Below are 23,089 nucleotides of genomic sequence, written 5' to 3' on the forward strand. Positions count from 1 at the left end.
GCTAGCGGAGCGGGGGCAAAATTGCACCCTGCGCAAGTCGTCTAAGCTTTGAAACTGGCGCGCCATCCAGGGAGGATTGCCTTTGCGAAGACTGCTGGCCCTGTTGCTGCTGTGGAGCACCTACAACCAGGCTGAACAGCCCGTGGTGCGTTTTTCTGTCGCCGAGAGCTGGAGCATGCCGCTGGTGCGCATCGAAGGCGACCAGCCGGTGGAAGGCATGCTGTACGACCTGATGCAGGCCTTGGCCAAGGAAGTGGGCATCCGTCCTGAATACCACGTCATGGCCCGCCTGCGCCTGCAGGAGGCGATGAACAGCGGTGATATCGATGTGCGCTGCTATGTCAGCACCCAGTGGTTCAATGACCGGCCAGGGGATTTTGTCTGGAGCATTCCATTGCTGCACCAGCGAGACCTGCTGGTAGGCCGCGCTGGCGACAGTACTCCGCTGCCCCCGGAACAACTGCCTGCCCAGACCATCGGCACAGTGCTTGGCTACACCTATTCGACCTTGCAACCGCTGCTCGACCAGGGCCGCCTGCACCGCGAGGACAGCCGCAGCCAGTTGCTGGTGCTGCAGAAGCTGCAAGCCGGGCGCTATCGGCATGCGGTAAGCAACCAGCTGTCGTTGCAGTGGTTCAACCAGGGCCTGCCCACCGAACAGCAATTGCAGGCGCTGGCAGTACTGGAAGAACAGGACCTGGGGTGCATGGTACGCAATGACCCGGCGATACCGACCCAAGAGCTGCTGCGGGCGCTGGTGCGAATGAAGCAGTCGGGGGAGATCGAGCGGATTGTGCAGCGGTATGGGGGGATGGGCTATCCAACCCCTATGTCTGTGGCTCGCCCCCGAACCCTGGAGTATCGGCAGCAATCTCTGACTCAAAATCTCAAAGTCGGCGTGGTCGCTGTGGGAGCGGGCGAGCCCGCGAACACCGGCATAGCCGGTGCCAGCCACCGAGCTGCATTCTTCGCGGGCATGCCCGCTCCCACAGGATTGTGCGGTGCAGACACAGTTTCTATTACAGGCTCAAGCCTGGTGGTGTCAGCAGGCTGATTGCGCGCTCGCCAGCAAACCCGCACTCAAGAACATCCCCACGCCAAACACAAAATGCGTGGCCAGGCTCTTCAAGCAGTTGCGCGCAGGCGTCGGCGTCCTCGACGCAAAGAACCCCGCACCCATCGCCGGCTGCATGAAGCACAAAGGCGCCACGACCGTCACCACACCAACAACCAGCGCAGGCAACAATGTAGGTGCCAGCAACCAGCCCTCCCCCACGATCATGACCAGCAGCATCGCGAACAGCACGCCGATGGCGTAATGAATCCCCCACCCCAACGCCAGCTCATGCCGCACCGGTTCCGCCTTGGCAATCGCCTGGTGCCGCACACGCCCGTGCAGCAAATGCCCCGCCCAACGCCCGACCATGGCGAAGTTCAGCGTGGCAACACCCATCCGCCTAAGCAGCAGCCCCCACAAGTCCATCACCATCGTGGCACCGATACCAATCGGCACGGCAGCGGAAAACATCGCAGTAAAGGTCATTGAACAAGCCCTCCAAGATTGACGGTCATCACCATGCCGCGCAGCATAGAAGTTGAAGTCAACTTCAAGTCAAGGGCCCGAAATGGACATTGCCGACGTCGCCAAACGCACAGGCGTACCCGCCTCGACGCTGCGCTACTACGAGAAGAAAGGCCTGCTCAAGTCACTCGCCGGGCCTGGCCAGCGGCGGCAGTTCGCAGCCGATGTTGCAGACCGGCTGGCGCTGATCGCCCTGGGCCAGGCTGCGGGGTTTTCGCTGGATGAAGTCGGGGCGATGCTGGTGGACCTGCAGGTCGACCGGCAGATGCTGACCGCCAAGGCCGACGAACTGGATGCACGGATCAGGCGCTTGCAGGCGATGAGCAAGGGCTTGCGGCATGCGGCGCAGTGCCCTGAGGAAGATCACCTGGAATGCCCGAAATTCCAGCGGCTGATGAAGCTGTCGGCGGCGGGCCATGGGAAAAAACAGGGCAGTTCAATATTTGTCTTGAAGCGCCCAGGATAAAACCACCATCTGGATGCATCATCATCCGAATAGAGTAATGGCAATACGATATCAAAACGCCACTGCTCAGTGTAGAGTTACGCGCCTCCGCGCCCAGCCGTGCGCCGAGAACAGTACTCACACTCAGGAAATGTTGCATGTCCACAATTCGAAATCTGACCGCTGCCGCACTGATAGCGCTGACCACTGGTTGTGCTACCGGCCTCAATTCGGCCCAAGAGTCGGAACTTGCCAGTTATCGCGCCAGAAACCTCGCGGTTGAAGAAAAAAGCCCAGGGCTTGCTGCCGGCCTTGGCCTGCTTCCAGGTGGTGGCTCGTTCTATGGTCGTGCATATGGCTTTGGCGTGGTGAACCTGCTGTTCTGGCCGCTTTCCATTCTGTGGGACCCGGTGAGTGGGCATGACGCTGCAGAGATGATCAACTACCAAGCCACCAAAGCCCATGTTGCAACGCTGAAAAAGCACGACATGGACGAGCTCGATGCCAAGCTGGAATCCGACTCGATCGACCTCAAGCGCTACACGCTCGACAAACGCAGAATCGATGAGAAATACAACCTGTAAAGGCATCTGCCGCACAGCGCGACGCTCGGCCTTTCAATAGTTGAAGCCATACACGATGTATGGCTTTCGTCTTGCACTACCGGCATCTCACTCAAGGATTATTAAAGTGACCTACTTCCGTGTGTTTCTGGTCTCGGTATTTATTGCCCTTTGCACAGGGTGCGCTTCGCCTGCTCAAATCTCCGGAATGTCCGTGGCATCCGACCAGACCGATGCGCAGTTTTACGATCAACGCCTGCATCGCAATATTCAGGTAACCGAAGTAAATGGCGGAGACGCCACCAACCCGCTCTGGACTTCGGAAATCGACGGCCCGGACTTTGGCGCTGCACTCAAACAATCACTTGCCAGTGCTGACCTGCTTGGCGAAGCACCAGCCGCCTACACCCTGCGCGCCAACCTGCTACGCGTCGACCAACCCATTTTTGGCCTGGACTTCGAAGTTACCTGCGAGGCTGAATATACGTTGACCGAGTCCGCTACAAACACCGTAATTTTCCGAGAGATCATCAGGACGCCCTTTACCGCTGGCGTTGGCGACTCCGTTATCGCGATCAAGCGCCTGCGCCTGGCCAATGAAGGTTCGGCACGCACAAATATCAACACGCTGCTTAAGCGCCTGAAGGAACTCAAACTTGAGACCAGACAGGTTTCTTTGAAGTAATGAACGCCTGCTGATAGCGGCTTTCGATGCGGGTAGGACGACAGCGCCTACTCCGCTGCATCGGCGCGGTCGCGGCAGGACTGGCGGCCAAACCAGAGCGAAGTTGGGTAAAGCGAGAAATCCTTGAGAATTCAAGGACCTGAAATGGAGGCGGCCCCACCAGCCACACCCCGGCACTCGATGTTCCCGCTATGGCTGCTCCCTTCCGGGCCTGACCAGGTTAACGGGTAATCAATGCGGGGGGACCGATGGGGCCACCACTACAAGGCTCGCTGAACAGCGAGTGGCGCCATTGTACCGGTCTTGGGGGCAGATACAACCTCTGGAGGAGAAAAAGTCATCATTTCTCAATGACTTGTCCGGGCCGGGGTGGCCTGGAGCTGCCAATTCGCGGGTGAACCCGCTCCTACAGGGTTAGCGCTGACAGCAAGACTAGCGCAGGACTTGTGGGAGCGGGCGTGTCGAGGCGTCGAACCGCCGCGAAGCAGGCGCCGCGATGGATGGCACGGGCTTCGCCCGTGTTCGCGGGCATGCCCGCTCCCACAAGGACCGCGCAAACCACAGGGGATTGCGCAGGGCGTTAGACAGCGATGCCCTGCTCGCCCAGGAAGGTGACAAAGGCATCTTCATCAAGCACCTTCACGCCCAACTCACTGGCCTTGGCCAGCTTGGACCCCGCCCCCGGCCCCGCCACCACGCAGTGGGTCTTGCCGGATACCGAACCCGCCACCTTGGCCCCCAGGCTTTCCAGCTTTTCCTTGGCGATGTCGCGGCTCATGCGCTCCAGGGTGCCGGTCAGCACCCAGGTCTGGCCAGCCAGCGGCAAGCCTTCGGCCACTTTCTTCTCGCTGCTCCAGTGCATGCCGAACGCCAGCAACTGTGCCTCGATGTCCCGGGCCAGCTTCTGGTTGGCTTCATCCTTGAAGAACTCGCGCACGGCTTCGGCCTGCTTGGCCGCCAGGGCCTGGCGCAGGTCGATACCGTCGGCGGCGATGATCTTGTCCAGGCTGTCTAGCTTGGCCACCAGCTTCTCGGCACCGGTCGGGCCAACCGAGGCGATGTCGAGCTTGGCGATCATGCCGGCCAGGGTGGTGCTGGCGGCGAACTCGGCAGCCAGCTCGCCTTCGTCCTGCAGTTGCATGCCGCTGTCGAGCAGCTGCTTGATGACCTTGCGGTTGTGCTCGTCCTCGAAGAAGTTGTGGATCTCGTACGCCACCTCCAGGCCGATGTCCGGCAGGTAGGTGAGCACTTGCGGCAGCGCTTGCTGCACGCGCGCCAGGCTGCCCAGCGAGCGGGCCAGCACCTTGGCGGTCTCCTCGCCTACGTCCGGGATACCCAGGGCGTAGATGAAGCGCGCCAGGCCCGGGCGCTTGCTGGCTTCGATGGCATCCAGCAGCTTCTTGCTGGACACTTCGGCAAAGCCTTCCAGGCCGACGATCTGGTCGAATTCCAGCTTGTACAGGTCGGCCGGCGACCCGATCAGGCCTTCGTCCACCAGTTGCTCGACGCTCTTCTCGCCCAGGCCGTCGATGTCCATGGCGCGGCGTGACACGTAGTGGATGATTGCCTGCTTGAGCTGGGCGCCACAGGCAAGGCGACCGACGCAGCGGTACACCGCCCCCTCGCTGGTGGTTTCCTTGCCCTTGCTACGCTTGACCAACTGGGTACGCTCGACCTGCGAGCCGCATACCGGGCACTCACTCGGCACCTGCACCGGGCGCGCATCTTCCGGGCGGCGCTCCAGCACCACCTGCATCACCTGCGGAATCACGTCACCGGCGCGGCGGATGATCACCGTGTCGCCAATGCGCAGGCCCAGGCGGGCGATTTCGTCCATGTTGTGCAGGGTGGCGTTGGACACGGTCACACCGGCCACCTTGACCGGCTTCAGGCGTGCCACGGGCGTTACCGCGCCGGTGCGGCCGACCTGGAACTCGACATCCAGCACCTCGGTCAGCTCTTCCATGGCCGGGAACTTGTGGGCAATCGCCCAGCGGGGCTCACGGGCACGGAAGCCCAGTTCGCGCTGGGCGGCCAGGCTGTTGACCTTGAACACCACGCCGTCGATTTCGTAGGGCAGGCTGTTGCGTCGCTCGCCGATGTCGCGGTAGTAGGCCAGGCATTCTTCGATACCGGCGGCATGCTTGAGTTCGCGGCTGATCGGCAACCCCCACGCCTTGAGCTGTTCGAGGATGCCGATGTGGCTGTCGCCAATGCTCGCAGACACCTGGCCGACGCCATAGCAGCAGAACTCCAACGGGCGGCTGGCGGTGATTTTCGAGTCCAGCTGACGCAGGCTGCCGGCTGCGGCGTTGCGCGGGTTGGCGAAGGTCTTGCCGCCGGCTTCGGCCTGGGCGGCGTTGAGCCGGTCGAAACCGGCCTTGCTCATGTACACCTCGCCGCGCACCTCCAGCACCGCAGGCCATCCCTCGCCTTGCAGCCTGAGCGGGATGTTGCGCACGGTGCGTACGTTGGCACTGATGTCTTCGCCGGTGGTGCCGTCGCCACGGGTGGCGCCCTGTACGAGCAGACCGTCGCGGTACAGCAAGCTCACGGCCAGGCCGTCGAGCTTGGGCTCGCAGCTGTAGTCGACCGCACCGGGCTGGTCGAGGCCGTCTACCACGCGGCGGCCGAACTCACGCAGGTCGGCTTCTTCGAAAGCGTTGCCGAGGCTGAGCATGGGCACTTCGTGGCGGACCTGGCTGAACGCGGCCAGGGCTGCGCCACCGACACGCTGGGTGGGCGAGTCGGGGGTTACCAAGTGTGGGTATTCGGCTTCAAGCGCCTTGAGCTCGTTGAACAGGCGGTCGTATTCGGCATCGGGCACGCTTGGCTCATCGAGCACGTAGTAGCGGTAGTTGTGCTGGTCGAGCTCGGCACGCAGTTCGTGGATACGGGTTTCGGCGGTCATGGGATTTGTCTTCTCTTGCAAAGCAAAAGAGCAGCCTGGGGGTGGTGCCGGGGGTTTGAGGTATTTATTGCCTGTGCCGGCCTCTTCGCGGGTAAACCCGCTCCTACAGGGACACCACAAACCTCAAGGGCTGTGGTGTCCCTGTAGGAGCGGGTTTACCCGCGAAGGGGCCGGCACAGGCGATAACAACACCCGAACCGACCAGCACGCCCTGAGGCTGCTCTTTCGTCTGGATCTGTCAGCGCTTCTGGGTCAGCGCACGGCGCTCGAACTCGACGATGCGCTGGCGATAGTGCTCGATGGTCTGGGCGGTCAGCACGCTGCGCTGGTCGTCCTTGAGCTCACCGTTCAGTTCGTGCGCCAGCTTGCGCGCCGCAGCCACCATCACGTCGAAGGCCTGCTTCGGATGACGCGGGCCCGGCAGGCCGAGGAAGAAGCTCACCGCGCGGGTGCTGAAGTGGTCGATGTCGTCCAGGTCGAACACGCCGGGCTTGACGGCGTTGGCCATGGAGAACAGCACCTCGCCGTGACCGGCCATGCTCTCGTGACGGTGGAAGATGTCCATTTCGCCGAAACGCAGGCCGCTTTCCAGAATGTTCTGCAGCAGCGCCGGGCCCTTGAAGCCACCCTCGTCGCGGGAGATGACGCTGATCACCAGCACTTCCTCGGCCGGCGGCAGCTCCTTGACGCTGCTGCTGGCAGGCGCCGCACCGTTGCTGCGGGTATTTTCCGCGGCAAAGTCATCATCGCTGTCGGCAAACAGGTCGGGCTCGCGTGGCTCGGCACTCAGGTTCAGGTCGCCCTGCTGTGCATCCGCGGCAGCGGTGGCGCGCTTGCCGCGCTTGGCAGCCTTGGCCGGCTTGGGCTCGCGCTCGCGATCACGCGCAGAAGCACTGAGCGACGGCAGGTCGCTTTCATCCAGCTCAGGCTCCTTGTGGGTATCCAGCACCCGCGACGGGCCAAGCACTTCGGCATTGCCCTCTTCGTCCGGCAGGTTGGAATAACTGCGATCCAGACGGAATTTCAACTTGCCTTTCCCGCCGCGCATGCGGCGCCAGCCGTCGAAAAGAATCCCGGCAATGACAATGATGCCGATGACGATCAGCCACTCGCGCAGACCGATTTCCATGTAATCCCGTGCCTCTATAAAAATATGCTTGAAAACAAAGGGTTCAAAGCCCTTTAACACGTGGCGCCAACTCTATGTTCTGACAGGCGTTTTACCCACGCAAAAAACGAGTGACATTAAGCTAGCACGACCAAAGACAACTTTACACCGTCTGTCGCACATGGCGGGGGCATTTCGCTACGGAATATGACCTTATCGTCGAGCATCAGGCATCGACCATGGCCATGGCCTCCTCCACGTCGACGGCAACCAGACGTGAACAGCCCGGTTCATGCATGGTCACCCCCATCAATTGATCCGCCATCTCCATGGCAATCTTGTTATGGGTGATGTAGATGAACTGCACGCTTTCACTCATTTCCTTGACCAGACGGGCGTAGCGCCCGACGTTGGCATCGTCCAGCGGCGCGTCGACTTCGTCGAGCATGCAGAACGGTGCGGGGTTCAACTTGAAGATGGCAAACACCAGCGCCAATGCGGTCAGTGCCTTCTCGCCGCCGGACAGCAGATGGATGGTGCTGTTCTTCTTGCCCGGTGGTCGCGCCATGATCGTTACCCCTGTATCGAGTAGATCTTCGCCCGTCAGTTCCAGATAAGCGCTGCCACCACCGAAAACTTTTGGGAAAAGTGCCTGTAATCCGGCATTTATCTGATCAAAGGTATCCTTGAAGCGGTTGCGGGTTTCCTTGTCGATCTTGCGAATGACGTTTTCCAGGGTCTCCAGGGCTTCGACCAGGTCGGCGTCCTGGGCGTCCAGGTAGCGCTTGCGCTCGGACTGCTGCTCGTACTCTTCGATGGCCGCCAGGTTGATCGCCCCCAGGCGCTGGATACGCGCCTCAAGCTGCTCCAGCTCCTGTTCGGTACCCTGCTCGCTGGCCTCGGCCTCGAGAGTGGCGAGCACACCTTGCAGGTCGTAGCCGTCGGCCAGCAACTGCTCCTGCAAGGTCTTGCGCCGCACATCCAGGCCCTGGCACTCCAGGCGCAGTTGCTCCAACTGGCCACGCAGCAATTGGGCCTGCTGCTCGGCCTGGGTACGACGCTTTTCGGCGTCACGCAGTTCGCGGTCGGCTTCGTCCATGTGCAGGCGGGCCTGGCGCATTTCCTCGTCGACGCTCATGCGCCGCTCCAGCAGCTCTTCCAGCTTCAGGCGCAGTTCTTCCTGCGGGGCCTCGCCCTCTTCCAGGTTCAGGCTCAGTTGCTCCTGGCGCTCGATCAGGCGCGCGGCCTGCTGCTCCAGGCGCTCCAGTGCCTGCCGGGTGGAGTCGTGCTGGGCACGCAGCGAGCCCAGGCGAACAGCCAGCTGGTGGGCGTGATCCTTGTGCTGGCGGGCCTCCTGGCGCACGCGATCGAGGCTTTCGCGCAAAGTGTCGCGGCGGGCCATCAACTGCTCGCGCTGCTCGGTGTCCTGGGCCATCAGCTCCAGGGCCTCCTGCAGCAGCAGGCGGGCTTCGCCCAGTTGCTCATGTTCCAGAGCGCGCTGCTCTTCCAGTTCGGCCAGCTCTTCCTGCAGGCGCCGGCGGCGCAGTTCGACCTGCTCGGCACGTGCGCGGCCAGCCGACAGGTTGGCCTTCAGTTCGCCATGCAGGCGGCTTTCTTCCTGGGTGCGACGGCGCAGTTGTTCACGCTGTTCTTCAAGGTCCAGCTGCTGCTCGCGCAGGGCCTGCAGTTGCTGTTCCAAATGCTCCAGCGCCGCATCCTGCTCCAGCTGCTCCTGGCCGAGGCGCTCGATCTCCTGGCCGCGTGCCAGCACACCGCCTTCGGCTTCGCCGCCACGGCGCACCCGCAGGAAGTGTCGGCCGACCCAGTAGCCATCGCGGCTGACCAGGCTCTGGCCTTCGCCGAGCGAGGCGCGCTGCGCCAGTGCCTGGGCAAGGTTTTCCACGGGTTTGACGTGGCCCAGCCAGGGCGCCAGGTCGACGCGGCCTTCGACCTTTTCCAGCAGGCTGCCAGGCAGCGACGAGCCGGTACCGCTTGCCAGCAGCAAGCGCAACTCGCCCTGCTCCAGGCCAGCAAACTCCAGGTTACTGAAGTCGTCCACCAGTACAGCCTGCAGATCGGCGCCAAGCACGGTTTCTAACGCAAGCTCCCAGCCCGGCTCAACCCGCAACCCTTCAGCCAGCCGCGGCCGTTGCTCCAGGCCTTGGCCCTGGAGCCAGTCCGCAGCACCTGCACCCGGCTCCAGGGCAGCCTGCTGCAAGGCTTCGAGCGAGGCAAGGCGCCCGCCCAGGCGTTGCAGGTCGCCCTGCGCCTGCTGTTGGGCCTGGGTGGCCTGCTGCAGTTGTTCACGCGCGCCTTCCAGGCGCTCGACCACCTGCTCTTCGGACAACTGCAACTCTTCCAGCAACATTTCGCTACTGGCCAGCTGCTCGGCCAGTTCGAGCATGGCCGCATCCTGCGGGTCGCTGCCCAGCAGCTCGCGCTCCTCGCCCAGCTTGCGTTGGCGCTCGGCCTGGCGTTCCAGGCTGGCTTCCAGCTGCTGCAGACGCGCCTGCTGCACTTCGGCCTGGCGGCGCGGCTCGGCGGAACGGCTGTTGAAGCTGTCCCACTGTTCCTGCCAGCCGTGCATGCCCAGCTCGGCCTCTTCAAGGGCAGCGGCGGCTTCTTCGGCAGCGGCCAGGGTCATTTCCTGCTCGGGTTCGAGCATTGCCAGCTCTTCGCCCAAGGTAGCCAGCAGGGTGCGGTCGTGCCCGAGGTGCGACTCGGTCTCCAGGCGCGTGCGCTCGGCTTCCTTGAAGTCATCCTGCAACTGGCGCAGGCGCTGCTGGCCGTGCTGGATGCTCTGCTCGACCCGGGCGATGTCACCGGCCACCGAGTAGAAGCGGCCCTGCACCTGGTTGAAGCGCTCGGACAATTCGTGATGGCCATCGCGCAAGCGCTCGATGCTGGCATCGGCATTGCGCTGCTCGGCCACCAGCGCCTCATGGGACACATCCTGGTCGCCGATCACCGCCTCGCGCTGGCGCACCCGTTCGTCCAGATCACGCCAGCGCAAGGCCGACAAGCGCGCCTTCAGCTGGCGTTCCTGGGCCTTGTATTCCCGGTACTTCTCGGCTGCCTGGGCCTGGCGGTGCAGGCGCTCCAGCTGGCGCTCCAGCTCTTCGCGCAGGTCGGTCAGGCGCGCCAGGTTTTCCTGGGTGCGGCGGATGCGGCTCTCGGTTTCCCGGCGGCGTTCCTTGTACTTGGAAATGCCGGCGGCTTCCTCGATGAAGTTGCGCAGCTCCTCGGGCTTGGCCTCGATCAGCTTGGAGATCATGCCTTGCTCGATGATCGAGTAGCTGCGCGGCCCCAGGCCGGTGCCGAGGAAGATGTCGGTGATATCGCGCCGGCGGCACTTGGTACCGTTGAGGTAGTAGCTGTTCTGCCCGTCGCGGGTGACCTTGCGGCGGATCGAGATCTCGGCGTAGGCGGCGTATTCGCCGACCAGGGTGGTTTCGCTGTTGTCGAACACCAGCTCGATGCTGGCCTGGCTGACCGGCTTGCGGCCACTGGAGCCGTTGAAGATGACATCGGTCATCGACTCGCCGCGCAGGTTCTTCGCCGAACTCTCGCCCATCACCCAGCGCACGGCATCGATGATGTTGGACTTGCCACAGCCGTTGGGGCCGACCACGGCCGCCATGTTGCTGGGGAAGTTGACCGTGGTCGGGTCCACGAACGACTTGAACCCGGCCAGGCGAATGCACTTCAGGCGCATCGGTCAGCCTCGGGCCAACGCCGCCAGCACCAGTTCGCAGCTGCGCTGGCCATAGGCGGTGAGCACCTCGCGAATGCGCGGCAGGTCACGGGCGATCACGGCGTCGAGCAGGCGGGCGAACAGGTCCAGGTAATCGATCATGTTGGCCTGGCGCTGGTCCAGCGACAGGTAGTAGGCACGGCTCATCGCCGGCTGCAGGTTTTCCACGGTTTCCTGCAGGAAAGGGTTGTCAGCGAACGGATAGGCCGCCCGCATGACCGCGAAGCTGTCGGCGACGAAGGCCTTGATGTCCAGCTGGTCATGGGCTCGCTGCAGGCGCTGCTGGATCTCCAGGAACGGGCGCAGGTCGGCATCGGTGCGCCATTTTTGCGCAACCGCGTTACCCAGCAGGATGTAGAACTCGCCCATCAGTGCACACAGGCTGCGCACACTGCGCTCGTCGAGCTCGGTCACATGGGCACCCCGCCGCGGCAGGATCGCCACCAGGTGGCGGCGTTCGAGGATCAGCAGCGCCTCGCGCACCGAGCCGCGGCTGACGTTGAGTGCCTGGGTGACCTTCTGCTCCTGGATACGCTCGCCTGGCGCCAGCTCGCCACGGATGATGCGTTCGGCCAGGTAATCGGCAATCTGCTCGGAGAGGCTGTCCGGGGCCTTGAACGTCATGGTTTTCCTTCAAAATCATTGAACTGGGCACAAGGAGCGAATTGTAGCGTACTTGGCCGCTGATCGCGCAGAGGGGCCTGGCGGTTTATTTGACCTGCAAGGCAACCGCACGCCCGGCGCGATCTATGCTTGGAATATGGGCAATGTGTGCAGCCGGGCTTGGACATGAGCAATTTCTTGACCTTTGAGTCAGAAAAATATTGACCAGCTGGACAGCTCTTGCTTAGAGTCCGCCCAACAACAATAAAACCATTGCGAGGCCATCCCCGTGATCCAGTTTCTCGTAAACCAGGAGCTGCGTAGTGAGCATGCCCTGGACCCGAACATGACGGTGCTGCAGTACCTGCGCGAGCACCTGGGCAAACCTGGCACCAAGGAGGGCTGCGCCAGTGGTGACTGCGGTGCCTGCACCGTGGTGGTCGGCGAGCTGACCCAGGACGACCAGGGCAACGACAGCATCCGCTACCGTAGCCTCAACTCGTGCCTGACCTTCGTCTCGTCGCTGCACGGCAAGCAACTGATCAGCGTCGAGGGTCTCAGGCACCAGGGCCAGCTGCACAGCGTGCAACAGGCCATGGCCGATTGCCATGGCTCGCAGTGCGGCTTCTGTACACCCGGCTTCGTCATGTCGCTGTTCGCCCTGCAGAAGAACAGCAGCGGCGCCGACCTGCACCAAGCCCAGGAAGCCCTGGCCGGCAACCTGTGCCGCTGCACCGGCTACCGGCCGATCCTCGACGCCGCCGAGCAGAGCTGCCGCCAGCCCTGCCGCGACCAGTTCGATGCCCAGCAGGCACAGACCATCAGCCGCCTCAAGGCCATTGCCCCAACCCAGACCGGCGAACTGAACAGTGGCGACAAGCGCTGCCTGGTGCCACTGACCGTGGCCGACCTGGCCGACCTGTACAGCTCGCACCCCGAAGCGCGGCTGCTGGCCGGCGGTACCGACCTGGCACTGGAAGTCACCCAGTTCCACAAGACCTTGCCGGTGATGATCTACGTCGGCCATGTGGCCGAGCTCAAGCGCATCGAGAAAACCGCCAGCCACCTGGAAATCGGCGCCGCCACACCGCTCACCGACTGCTACGGTGCACTGAACGAGGAATACCCTGACTTCGGTGCCCTGCTGCACCGCTTCGCCTCGCTGCAGATCCGCAACCAGGGCACCCTGGGCGGCAATATCGGCAACGCTTCGCCAATCGGTGACTCGCCACCCCTGCTGATTGCCCTGGATGCGCAGATCGTCCTGCGCCAGGGCGAGCGCCAGCGGGTGATGCCACTGGAAGACTACTTCATCGACTACCGCATCACCGCCCGCCAGGACAGCGAGTTCATCGAGAAGATCATCGTGCCGCGCGCCACCAGCGATTGGGCGTTCCGCGCCTATAAAGTGTCCAAGCGCCTGGACGATGACATTTCCGCCGTGTGCGGCGCCTTCAACCTGAGCATCGAAGACGGCGTGGTCAGCGGTGTGCGCATCGCCTTCGGCGGCATGGCGGCAATCCCCAAACGGGCCCGTGCCTGCGAAGCAGCGCTACGCGGCAAGCCGTGGAACCAGGCTGCCATCGAGCGCGCCTGCCAGGCCCTGGCGGAAGACTTCACCCCGCTCAGCGACTTCCGCGCCAGCAAGGAATACCGCCTGCTGACCGCCCAGAACCTGCTGCGCAAGTACTTCATCGAACAGCAAACGCCGTACATCGAAACCCGGGTGACCGCTTATGTCTAACCATCACGTAGCCAAGAGCCAGGCCGAGATGGCCGAACTGTTCAGCCAGGACCTGACCACCGGGGTCGGCCGCAGCGTCAAGCATGACAGCGCCGACAAGCATGTGTCCGGCGAGGCGGTGTACATCGACGACCGCCTGGAATTCCCCAACCAGCTGCACGTCTATGCGCGCACCGCCGACCGCGCCCACGCGCGCATCCTGCGCATCGACACCACGCCGTGCTATGCCTTCGAGGGCGTGCGCATCGCCATCACCCACGAAGACATCCCTGGCCTCAAGGACATCGGCCCGGTGGTGGCCGGCGACCCGCTGCTGGCCATCGACAAGGTCGAGTTCTTCGGCCAGCCGGTGCTCGCCGTGGCCGCCCGCGACCTCGATACCGCGCGCCGTGCGGCCATGGCCGCCATCGTCGAGTATGAAGACCTGGAGCCGGTGCTGGATGTGGTCGAAGCACTGCGCAAGAAGCACTTCGTGCTCGACAGCCACACCCACCAGCGTGGCGATTCCGCCGCTGCACTGGCCAGTGCACCGCACCGCATCCAGGGCACCCTGCACATCGGTGGCCAGGAGCACTTCTACCTGGAAACGCAGATCTCCTCGGTGATGCCCACCGAAGACGGCGGCATGATCGTCTACTGCTCCACGCAAAACCCCACCGAAGTGCAGAAACTGGTCGCCGAAGTACTCGACGTGCCAATGAACAAGGTGGTGCTGGACATGCGCCGCATGGGTGGCGGTTTTGGTGGCAAGGAAACCCAGGCCGCCAGCCCGGCGTGCCTGTGCGCCGTGGTGGCGCGCCTGACCGGCCAGCCGACCAAGATGCGCCTGCCACGGGTCGAAGACATGACCATGACCGGCAAACGCCACCCGTTCTACGTCGAGTACGACGTGGGCTTCGACGACGACGGGCGCCTGCACGGCATCAACTTCGACCTGGCCGGCAACTGCGGCTACTCGCCCGACCTGTCCGGTTCGATCGTCGACCGCGCCATGTTCCACTCCGACAATGCCTACTACCTGGGCGATGCCACCGTGCACGGCCACCGCTGCAAGACCAACACAGCCTCCAACACCGCCTATCGCGGCTTTGGCGGCCCGCAGGGGATGGTCGCCATCGAGCAGGTGATGGACCACATCGCCCGCCACCTGGGCCGCGACCCGCTGGCGGTGCGCAAGGCCAACTACTACGGCAAGACCGAGCGCAACGTCACCCACTACTACCAGACCGTCGAGCACAACATGCTCGAAGAGATGACCGCCGAACTGGAAGCCAGCAGTGACTATGCCGAGCGCCGCGAGTCGATCCGCCGCTTCAACGCCAACAGCCCGGTCCTGAAGAAGGGCCTGGCACTGACACCGGTCAAGTTCGGTATTTCGTTCACCGCCACCTTCCTCAACCAGGCCGGTGCGCTGATCCATATCTACACCGACGGCAGTATCCACCTGAACCATGGCGGCACCGAGATGGGCCAGGGCCTGAACACCAAGGTGGCACAGGTGGTGGCGCAGATCTTCCAGGTCGATTTCAGCCGTATCCAGATCACCGCCACCAATACTGACAAGGTGCCCAACACCTCACCGACCGCTGCCTCCAGTGGTGCCGACCTGAACGGCAAGGCAGCGCAGAACGCTGCGGAGATCCTCAAGAAGCGCCTGACCGAGTTCGCCGCACGGCACTACCAGGTGACCGAGGAAGACGTCGAGTTCCGCAACGGCCATGTGCGCGTGCGCGACCAGATCGTCAGCTTCGAGCAGCTGGTGCAGCAGGCCTATTTTGCCCAGGTGTCGCTGTCCAGCACCGGTTTCTACCGTACGCCGAAGATCTACTACGACCGCAGCCAGGCACGTGGCCGGCCGTTCTACTACTTCGCCTTCGGCGCCGCCTGCGTGGAGGTGGTCGTCGACACCCTGACCGGCGAATACAAGATGCTGCGCGCCGACATCCTGCACGATGTGGGTGATTCGCTGAACCCGGCCATCGACATCGGCCAGGTGGAAGGCGGCTTCATCCAGGGCATGGGCTGGCTGACCACTGAAGAACTGGTGTGGAACGCCAAGGGCAAGCTGATGACCAACGGCCCGGCCAGCTACAAGATCCCGGCAGTGGCGGACATGCCGCTGGATTTGCGGGTAAAGCTGGTGGAAAACCGCAAGAACCCTGAGGACACCGTGTTCCACTCCAAGGCCGTGGGCGAACCGCCGTTCATGCTCGGCATCGCCGCCTGGTGCGCGATCAAGGACGCCGTGGCCAGCATCGCCGACTACCGCGTGCAGCCACAGGTGGATGCACCGGCGACGCCGGAGCGGGTGTTGTGGGGTTGCGAGCAGATGCGCAAGGCGGTGGCTGCAGCGCAACCTGCCGAGCCGGAGCTGGAAACCGTCACTCACTGAGGTTGGGTGGGCGCCTGTTCGGGCCCTATCGCCGGCAAGCCGGCTCCCACAGGTACTGCACCGCTGGCAAGCTCTGTGTTGCACCTGTGGGAGCCCGGCTTGCCGGCGATAGGGCCAGTACAGGCAACCTGAAATGAGGATCTGCATCATGCACCAATGGATCAACGCCCTCGCCGACCACCAGTCCCGTGGCGAAGCCTGCGTGCTGGTTACCATCATCGAGGAGCGCGGCTCGACCCCGCGCAATGCCGGCTCGAAAATGGTCGTCAGCGCCAGCGGCCTGTTCGACACCATCGGCGGCGGCCACCTGGAATACAAGGCCCTGCACATCGCCAGGCAAATGCTCGAAGAGCACCGCACCACCCCGCATCTGGAGCGCTTCAGCCTCGGTGCCAGCCTTGGCCAGTGCTGCGGCGGCGTCACTGTGCTGCTGTTCGAGCCCATGGCCGCGGTGCAGGCGCAGATCGCGGTGTTCGGCGCGGGCCATGTCGGCCGGGCTCTGGTACCCTTGCTCGCCGCGCTGCCCTGCCGGGTGCGCTGGATCGATTCGCGCGAGCAGGAATTCCCTGCCCTGATCCCCGACGGGGTGACCAAGGTGGTCAGCGAGGATCCGGTCGACGAAGTGGCAGACCTGCCGCCAGGCTGCTACTGCATCGTCATGACCCACAACCACCAGCTCGACCTGGAACTGACCGCCGCCATTCTCAAGCGCAACGACTTCACCTGGTTCGGCCTGATCGGCTCGAAGACCAAACGGGTCAAGTTCGAGCACCGCCTGCGCGAGCGCGGCTATGACGAGGCCGTGATGGCGCGCATGCGCTGCCCGATGGGCCTGGCCGAGGTCAAGGGCAAGCTGCCCATCGAGATCGCCGTGTCCATCGCCGGTGAAATCATCGCCACCTACAACGCCTGCTTCGGCCAGCACGACGCTGCCGCCAATGCCGGCCCCATTGCCCAGTTGCTGCCGCCCTCCCGGCGCAGCCAAGCCATTTGACGAGTGTGTTATGACCGTTACCCGCAAAGCCTACCGTGCCGCCATCCTGCACAGCATCGCCGACCCGGCCGAGGTGGGCCTGGAGGCTTCCCATGAATACTTCGAGGACGGCCTGCTGGTGGTCGACAATGGCCGCATCAGCGCCGTAGGCCACGCCGCCGAACTGTTGCCGACCCTGGACGCCGATATCCCGGTCGAGCACTACCAGGACGCACTGATCACCCCAGGCTTCATCGACACCCATATCCATTTCCCGCAGACCGGCATGATCGGCTCCTACGGCGAACAGTTGCTGGACTGGCTGAATACCTACACCTTCCCCTGTGAAAAGCAGTTCGCCGACAAGGAACACGCCGACCAAGTGGCGAAAATCTTCCTCAAGGAACTGCTGCGCAACGGCACCACCACCGCCCTGGTGTTCGGCAGCGTGCACCCGGAATCGGTCAATGCCCTGTTCGAAGAAGCCGAACGCCTGGACCTGCGCCTGATCGCCGGCAAGGTGATGATGGACCGCAACGCCCCGGACTACCTGACCGATACCGCAGAGTCCGGCTATACCGAAAGCAAGGCACTGATCGAGCGCTGGCACGGCAAGGGCCGCCTGCATTATGCAGTCACCCCGCGCTTCGCCCCGACCAGTACGCCTGAACAGCTGGCGCTGGCGGGCCAACTGCTCAAGGAACACCCGGGCGTGTACATGCACACGCACCTGTCGGAGAACCTCAAGGAAATCGAGTGGGTCAAGTCGCTGTTCCCCGAGCAGAAGGGTTACCTCGACGTATACGACCACTTCGAGCTGCTGGGCGAACGCTCGGTATTCGCCCATGGCGTGCACCTGTGCGATGATGAATGCCAGCGCCTGGCCGAAACCGGCTCGGCGGTGGCCTTCTGCCCCACCTCCAACCTGTTCCTCGGCAGCGGCCTGTTCAACCTGCCCCAGGCCGAGCGCTTCAAGGTCAATGTGGGCCTGGGCACTGACGTTGGCGCCGGTACCAGCTTCTCGCTGCTCAACACCCTGAACGAAGCGTACAAGGTGATGCAACTGCAGGGCGCACGCCTGCACCCGTACAAGTCACTGTACCTGGCCACCCTCGGCGGCGCCCGCGCGCTGCGCCTGGACGACCGCATCGGCAGCCTGCGCCCGGGCAACGATGCCGACTTCGTGGTACTGGACTACAAGGCCACGCCACTGCTGGACTACCGCATCCAGCAGTCCAACAGCATCGAGGAAACCCTGTTCGTGCTGACCACCCTCGGCGACGACCGCACCGTGCGTGAAACCTACGCCGCTGGGCGTTGCGTGCACCAGCGCTAAGGTTCTTTTGCCAGACCCCGGTACAGTGCGCCGCCGATCGCAGCACCAATCAGCGGCGCCACCCAGAACAGCCACAGCTGTTGCAGGGCCCAGCCACCGACGAACAAGGCCGGCCCCGTGCTACGCGCGGGGTTGACCGAGGTATTGGTCACCGGGATCGAGATCAGGTGGATCAGGGTCAAAGCCAAACCGATGGCGATCGGCGCAAACCCCGCCGGCGCCCGGGCGTCGGTAGCGCCCATGATCACCACCAGGAACATCGCCGTCATCACCACTTCACTGACAAAGCCCGCCCCGAGCGTGTAGCCGCCAGGCGAGTGGTCGGCGTAGCCGTTCGAAGCCAATCCCGCAGACAGCTCGAAACCTGCCTTGCCGCTGGCGATGAGGTAGATCACACCTGCCGCCAGAATGGCGCCGATCACCTGGGCGATCACGTAGGGCAGCAGCTCTTTGGCCGGAAAGCGCCCGCCCACCACCAGCCCGAACGACACGGCGGGGTTGAGGTGACAGCCGGAGATATGGCCGATGGCGAAGGCCATGGTCAGCACGGTGAGGCCGAAGGCGAAGGCGACGCCAAGTACACCGATGCCGATGGGCGAGCTGGCGGCGAGTACCGCACTGCCGCAGCCGCCAAGCACCAGCCAGAAGGTGCCGACCAGCTCGGCCCCCATGCGTTTACCGAGGGACATGCTCATGAGTCCATTCCTCAAGAAGTTGAACGCAACGAATGCGCAAGCCCAACTGCTTGATGAAGGTTTGCTCACAAGAATTTAGCAGACACCAGGCTAATGGCCAGAAATGGCTGGGGGCTGCTTCGCGCCCCATCGCCGGCAAGCCAGCTCCCACAGGTGTGGGAGCTGGCTTGCCGGCGATGGGCTGCAAAGCAGCCCCCTTCAGTCAACCAGGCAAACGATCAACCCTTGACCGATACCTTGGGCTTTTTCAGCAAGTGCGAGAACACCGCATGCAGGTCGTCCGAGGCACTCTCCTCGTCCAGGTTCAGCTTGCTGTCGATGTGGTCCATGTGGTGCATCATCAGGCTCACCGCCTGCTCTGCATCCCGCGCCTCGATGGCATCGATCAGCTGCATGTGCTCGTCATACGAGCAATGCGAGCGGTTGCCGCTTTCGTACTGGGCGATGATCAACGAAGTCTGCGACACCAGGCTGCGCTGGAAGCTGACCAGCGGCGCATTGCCCGCAGCCTCGGCCAGCTTGAGGTGGAATTCGCCGGAAAGACGAATGCCGGCACCGCGGTCACCACGCGAGAAGCTGTCGCGCTCCTCCCGCACCATCTGCCGCAGCTCGTTGAGCTGCTCGAGGGTAGCGTGCTGCACGGCCAGTTCGGTAATGGCCCGTTCGACCATGCGCCTGGAGAAGAACACCTGACGGGCTTCTTCCACCGTAGGGCTGGCCACCACTGCGCCGCGGTTCGGCCGCAACAGCACCACGCTTTCATGGGCCAGCCGCGACAACGCGCGGCGAATGATGGTGCGGCTGACGCCGAAGATCTCGCCCAGCGCTTCCTCGCTCAACTTGGTACCCGGTGCCAGACGCTGCTCGAGGATCGCCTCGAAAATATGCGCGTAGACGATGTCGTCCTGGGTACCACTGCGGCCAGCCTTGCCGGTACGCGCAGGTTTCTTCAGAGGTTGCAGCTGTTCGTTCATGGGCTCTCGAGGCACGAAGGAAAGTATGGCGCCATTGTACACAGGCTGAGCCGTTTCTGCAGGTGGCCTTTTACCTATATAGCCGTTGTACGACGTATTGCGCACACAAAAGATAAAACATTATTTGCTTTATTTGTACACAAAAGCATAATCCACCGAGCAACTTCTTGACCCATAAGTCAACAAACCGGTCAGACGTCTGCCTTCCCTCGCGGAGCCGCCAAGTGCATTGCGCAGGCCCATGGTTCCAGAACAACAAGAAAGACTTGAGGAGTACTCGCTGTGGAAAGCCGCAAATCCGAAGCCCCTACGCTGGATCTTGCCCCACCGCTCGAAACGAGCTGGCTGGAGCGGATTTTCAAACTCAAGCAACACGGCAGCACCGTCAGAACCGAAATGATCGCCGGCGTGACCACCTTCATCACCATGGCCTACATCATATTCGTCAACCCCAACATCATGGCCGACGCAGGCATCGACCACGGTGCCGCCTTCGTCGCCACCTGCATCGCCGCCGCGCTGGGCTGCCTGCTGATGGGCCTGTACGCCAACTGGCCGGTGGGCCTGGCGCCGGGCATGGGGCTTAACGCCTTCTTCACCTACACCGTAGTCGGCACCATGGGCTACAACTGGGAAACGGCACTGGGCGCAGTCTTCGTCTCGGGTGTGCTGTTCATGTTCCTGACCTTGTCGAAAGTGCGCGAATGGTTGCTCAACAGCATCCCGGTCAGCCTGCGCCATGCCATGGGGGCCGGCGTCGGATTGTTTCTCGGGCTGATCGGCCTGAAGACGGCAGGCATCATCGTCGACAGCCCCGCCACGCTGATCAAGCTGGGCTCGCTGCATGAGCCAGGGCCGCTGCTGGCGGCGGTGTGCTTCCTGCTGATCGCCATCCTCAGCTACAAGCGGGTGTTCGGTGCAATCCTGATCAGCATCATCGGTGTCACCCTGGCCGGCTGGGGCCTGGGTCTGGTGAAATTCGGCGGGGTGATGTCGATGCCGCCTAGCCTGGCTCCGACCTGGATGGCCATGGATGTGGCCGGTGTTTTCAACGTCAGCATGATCAGCGTGGTGCTGGCGTTCCTGTTCGTGCACATGTTCGACACCGCCGGCACCCTGATGGGCGTAGCGCAGCGGGCCAACCTGGTGGCGCCGGACGGGCGTATCGAGAACTTGTCGAAGGCGCTGAAGGCTGACAGTGCTTCAAGTGTGTTCGGCGCCGTGGTCGGCGTGCCGCCGGTGACCAGCTATGTGGAAAGTGCTGCCGGCGTGGCCGCTGGTGGCCGTACCGGCCTGACTGCCGTGGTGGTCGGCCTGCTGTTCATCGCGGCGATGTTCTTCGCCCCGCTGGCCGGGATGATTCCAGCCTATGCCACCGCCGGTGCGCTGATCTACGTGGCGATGCTGATGATGGGCAGCATGGCGCATATTCACTGGGACGAGGCCACCGACAGCATTCCGGCGATCGTCACGGTGATCATGATGCCGCTGACTTTCTCGGTCGCCGACGGTATTGCCCTGGGCTTCATCAGCTATGTGGCGCTGAAGGCAGGTACCGGCAAGTACAAGGAAATCTCCGCCAGCCTGTGGGTGCTGTGCGCGATCTTCATTGCCAAGTTTGTGTTCCTCTGAACCCTGCTGCACCAACCAAGGGCGCCTCGGCGCCCTTTTTTCCTCCCCGGCGCGCCCCCCCCCCTGTGGGAGCGTCAGGCTGATATTTCTGTCAGGTGCAAGGTGCGCAGGGGCTTGATACAAATGCTACCGGATACCAGTGGAGGCTGGCCCAATGCGTGATTCGACAAAGTCCGCCCGCGCCTATGCACCTTTTGGTTACGGTACGCCCGCCAACAACTTGCTGGGTTTCAATGGCGAAATTCAACACGTCATTAGCGGTCTTTACCCGCTGGGTAACGGCCATCGCATGTACAGCCCGACGCTGCAGAGATTCCACAGCCCTGACACCCAGGCCCCCTTCAACCGAGGCGGGATAAACCACTATGCCTATTGTGGCAACGACCCGGTCAACTGGCGGGACCCAAGCGGGAAATGGCGACAGGTCGTGAAAATTGCGCTGAAGATTGCAGTGGGTGGCGGCGCTGCGGCAGCAGGCAAGATGAACGCAGAGTTTGTCGGCGATGTGTACACGACAGGCAAGCATGCACTGACGCGAGGGCCAGTACCGCAGCACGAGTTCCCCCTGGAACGAACCACCCTCATGCAAAACGCCAATCAAGATAGACGACCGTTCAACGACTCGGTAAACGGCGTCAACTTCAATCTGGCGACCTGGGGTGATGCCTCGCTGACCGAGCGCCAGGCCCGGTACTACATAGACGGGACCTGGTCGGACCAGAGCAATACCACCCTTTACGGTTACAGCGCTGCAGGCTGGCTCATTGGCTTCGCCAAAACCCGTCAACCCGGCACCTTGACCGGAGCCCTGTTCAATGCTGCGGGCGCGGCCGGCGCAGGCGTCCTGGACCATGTGAGCTACAAGACCGGAAGCATGCTTACACAAGACTTCACGCGACAAACCGCGTCAATCCGACAATAAAAAAAGCCCGCCAGTGTGAGAGCGGGCCAAAGGACCTACGAAGATTCTTCTAGCGACCAACTAGCTTCCACGATAGGTCGAATAGCTGTACGGCGAGATCAGCAGCGGCACGTGGTAGTGCTCCTGCTGCTCGTCGATGCCAAAGCGCAGCACGACAACATCCAGGAACGCCTGGGCCGGCAGCTGTACACCGCGAGCGCGGTAGTAGTCACCAGCGCTGAACTGCAGCTGGTAGACGCCGGTACGGTAGTCGTCACCCTGCAGCAGCGGCGCATCGACGCGGCCATCGCTGTTGGTCAGGGCGGTGTTCACCAGCTCAAGCTGCTGGCCTTCGACACGGTACAGCTCGACCTTGATCGAGCTGCCCGGGCAGCCATGCGCGGCATCCAGTACGTGTGTGGTCAAACGTCCCATTGCTTGTCGCCTCTTGTTCAATCTGTGGGCAAAAAATACTCAGCCGTCGCACCAGCATAGCGCCTGCGGCAGGCGGGAATGACGTCATTAAGACATTCCGAGCCAAGATTGTACACAATTTTTTCAACCCATCTGTCGCCCGCAGCAAATCTTGCCACTGAGCGACCCACCGATCGCAAAGACAGGCCTGGTAACGACACCAACATCATTAGCTGACCAATCAGGCAGGTTTCTTGCACTGTTTTTCCAGGTCGCTGCGAGGCGACAAAAGGGAAGAAATGCGGAAAAACAGGCTTACAAAAGATTTCAGAAGTTGTATACAATCAGCCCATCCGGTGGTGCGACATCCCGACGCG

18 protein-coding genes, 1 other RNA gene and 1 pseudogene are annotated in these 23,089 nt (G+C 62.8%); 10 read left to right on the forward strand and 10 right to left on the reverse strand.

The window, feature by feature from the left end; genetic code table 11:
- Positions 1–82 precede the first annotated feature (82 nt).
- A pseudogene (locus AC2T3R_RS18305) lies at positions 83–847 on the forward strand (substrate-binding periplasmic protein); the annotation flags it as partial.
- 195 nt (positions 848–1,042) lie between these two features.
- Here AC2T3R_RS18305 and AC2T3R_RS18310 read toward each other — a convergent pair.
- Entirely contained in the window at positions 1,043–1,543 is a 501-nt protein-coding gene (locus AC2T3R_RS18310; protein WP_486744078.1) for a DUF2938 domain-containing protein, read from the reverse strand.
- A gap of 82 nt (positions 1,544–1,625) precedes the next feature.
- Here AC2T3R_RS18310 and AC2T3R_RS18315 point away from each other — a divergent pair, with 82 nt between their 5' ends.
- From AC2T3R_RS18315 to AC2T3R_RS18325, 3 genes are all read left to right on the forward strand, one after another.
- Positions 1,626–2,048 (forward strand): helix-turn-helix domain-containing protein, encoded by a 423-nt coding sequence (locus tag AC2T3R_RS18315; protein WP_486744079.1) that lies wholly within the window; start codon positions 1,626–1,628, stop codon positions 2,046–2,048.
- A 137-nt stretch (positions 2,049–2,185) separates the two neighbouring features.
- A complete protein-coding gene (locus tag AC2T3R_RS18320) occupies positions 2,186–2,611 on the forward strand; it encodes a hypothetical protein (RefSeq protein ID WP_015271150.1) in 426 nt (141 codons plus the stop codon).
- A gap of 106 nt (positions 2,612–2,717) precedes the next feature.
- Positions 2,718–3,275: a hypothetical protein gene (locus AC2T3R_RS18325; protein WP_223997978.1), complete on the forward strand. Its 558-nt coding sequence runs from the start codon at positions 2,718–2,720 to the stop codon at positions 3,273–3,275.
- A 154-nt stretch (positions 3,276–3,429) separates the two neighbouring features.
- Here AC2T3R_RS18325 and ffs read toward each other — a convergent pair.
- The 5 genes from ffs to AC2T3R_RS18350 form a co-directional block, all read right to left on the reverse strand.
- Positions 3,430–3,526, reverse strand: an RNA gene (gene ffs, locus AC2T3R_RS18330) — signal recognition particle sRNA small type.
- 329 nt (positions 3,527–3,855) lie between these two features.
- Positions 3,856–6,186, reverse strand: a complete 2,331-nt coding sequence (gene ligA, locus AC2T3R_RS18335) for an NAD-dependent DNA ligase LigA (RefSeq protein WP_041505748.1) — start codon at positions 6,184–6,186, stop codon at positions 3,856–3,858.
- Positions 6,187–6,424: 238 nt separating this feature from the next.
- Entirely contained in the window at positions 6,425–7,315 is an 891-nt protein-coding gene (gene zipA / locus AC2T3R_RS18340) for a cell division protein ZipA (protein WP_015271153.1), read from the reverse strand.
- A gap of 205 nt (positions 7,316–7,520) precedes the next feature.
- Positions 7,521–11,009, reverse strand: a complete 3,489-nt coding sequence (gene smc, locus AC2T3R_RS18345) for a chromosome segregation protein SMC (RefSeq protein ID WP_486744080.1) — start codon at positions 11,007–11,009, stop codon at positions 7,521–7,523.
- Positions 11,010–11,012: 3 nt separating this feature from the next.
- Positions 11,013–11,672 carry a GntR family transcriptional regulator gene (locus AC2T3R_RS18350; RefSeq protein WP_015271155.1) on the reverse strand — a complete coding sequence of 220 codons (660 nt, stop codon included), beginning with the start codon at positions 11,670–11,672 and terminating at the stop codon, positions 11,013–11,015.
- A gap of 268 nt (positions 11,673–11,940) precedes the next feature.
- Here AC2T3R_RS18350 and xdhA point away from each other — a divergent pair, with 268 nt between their 5' ends.
- The 4 genes from xdhA (at position 11,941) to guaD (ending at position 18,096) form a co-directional block, all read left to right on the forward strand.
- Positions 11,941–13,395: a xanthine dehydrogenase small subunit gene (xdhA, locus tag AC2T3R_RS18355; protein WP_410953274.1), complete on the forward strand. Its 1,455-nt coding sequence runs from the start codon at positions 11,941–11,943 to the stop codon at positions 13,393–13,395.
- Positions 13,388–15,787: a xanthine dehydrogenase molybdopterin binding subunit gene (gene xdhB / locus AC2T3R_RS18360; protein ID WP_046615035.1), complete on the forward strand. Its 2,400-nt coding sequence runs from the start codon at positions 13,388–13,390 to the stop codon at positions 15,785–15,787. Before xdhA ends, xdhB begins: the two co-directional genes overlap by 8 nt.
- 148 nt (positions 15,788–15,935) lie before the next feature.
- Entirely contained in the window at positions 15,936–16,781 is an 846-nt protein-coding gene (gene xdhC / locus AC2T3R_RS18365) for a xanthine dehydrogenase accessory protein XdhC (protein ID WP_039614440.1), read from the forward strand.
- A 10-nt stretch (positions 16,782–16,791) separates the two neighbouring features.
- Positions 16,792–18,096, forward strand: coding sequence for a guanine deaminase (gene guaD / locus AC2T3R_RS18370; RefSeq protein ID WP_039614441.1), 1,305 nt, complete (start codon positions 16,792–16,794; stop codon positions 18,094–18,096).
- Here guaD and aqpZ read toward each other — a convergent pair.
- Positions 18,093–18,791, reverse strand: coding sequence for an aquaporin Z (aqpZ, locus tag AC2T3R_RS18375; protein WP_046615033.1), 699 nt, complete (start codon positions 18,789–18,791; stop codon positions 18,093–18,095). The two genes, guaD and aqpZ, sit on opposite strands and share 4 nt — an antisense overlap.
- A 218-nt stretch (positions 18,792–19,009) precedes the next feature.
- On the reverse strand, positions 19,010–19,765 hold the full coding sequence (locus AC2T3R_RS18380) for a GntR family transcriptional regulator (RefSeq protein ID WP_003259493.1): 756 nt from the start codon (positions 19,763–19,765) through the stop codon (positions 19,010–19,012).
- A gap of 282 nt (positions 19,766–20,047) precedes the next feature.
- On the opposite strand from AC2T3R_RS18380, the gene AC2T3R_RS18385 reads away from it, so the two are divergent.
- Positions 20,048–21,397 (forward strand): NCS2 family permease, encoded by a 1,350-nt coding sequence (locus AC2T3R_RS18385; protein ID WP_013973528.1) that lies wholly within the window; start codon positions 20,048–20,050, stop codon positions 21,395–21,397.
- Positions 21,398–21,551: 154 nt separating this feature from the next.
- Positions 21,552–22,319, forward strand: coding sequence for an RHS repeat-associated core domain-containing protein (locus AC2T3R_RS18390; protein WP_486744081.1), 768 nt, complete (start codon positions 21,552–21,554; stop codon positions 22,317–22,319).
- A 60-nt stretch (positions 22,320–22,379) separates the two neighbouring features.
- Here AC2T3R_RS18390 and uraH read toward each other — a convergent pair whose 3' ends face one another.
- Positions 22,380–22,733 carry a hydroxyisourate hydrolase gene (gene uraH, locus AC2T3R_RS18395; RefSeq protein WP_003259496.1) on the reverse strand — a complete coding sequence of 118 codons (354 nt, stop codon included), beginning with the start codon at positions 22,731–22,733 and terminating at the stop codon, positions 22,380–22,382.
- Positions 22,734–22,750: 17 nt separating this feature from the next.
- On the reverse strand, positions 22,751–23,056 hold the full coding sequence (locus tag AC2T3R_RS18400) for a hypothetical protein (RefSeq protein ID WP_410952781.1): 306 nt from the start codon (positions 23,054–23,056) through the stop codon (positions 22,751–22,753).
- Between the last annotated feature and the right edge of the window lie 33 nt (positions 23,057–23,089).

The sequence above is a fragment of the Pseudomonas sp. PVC-5-1 genome, assembly GCF_057444345.1.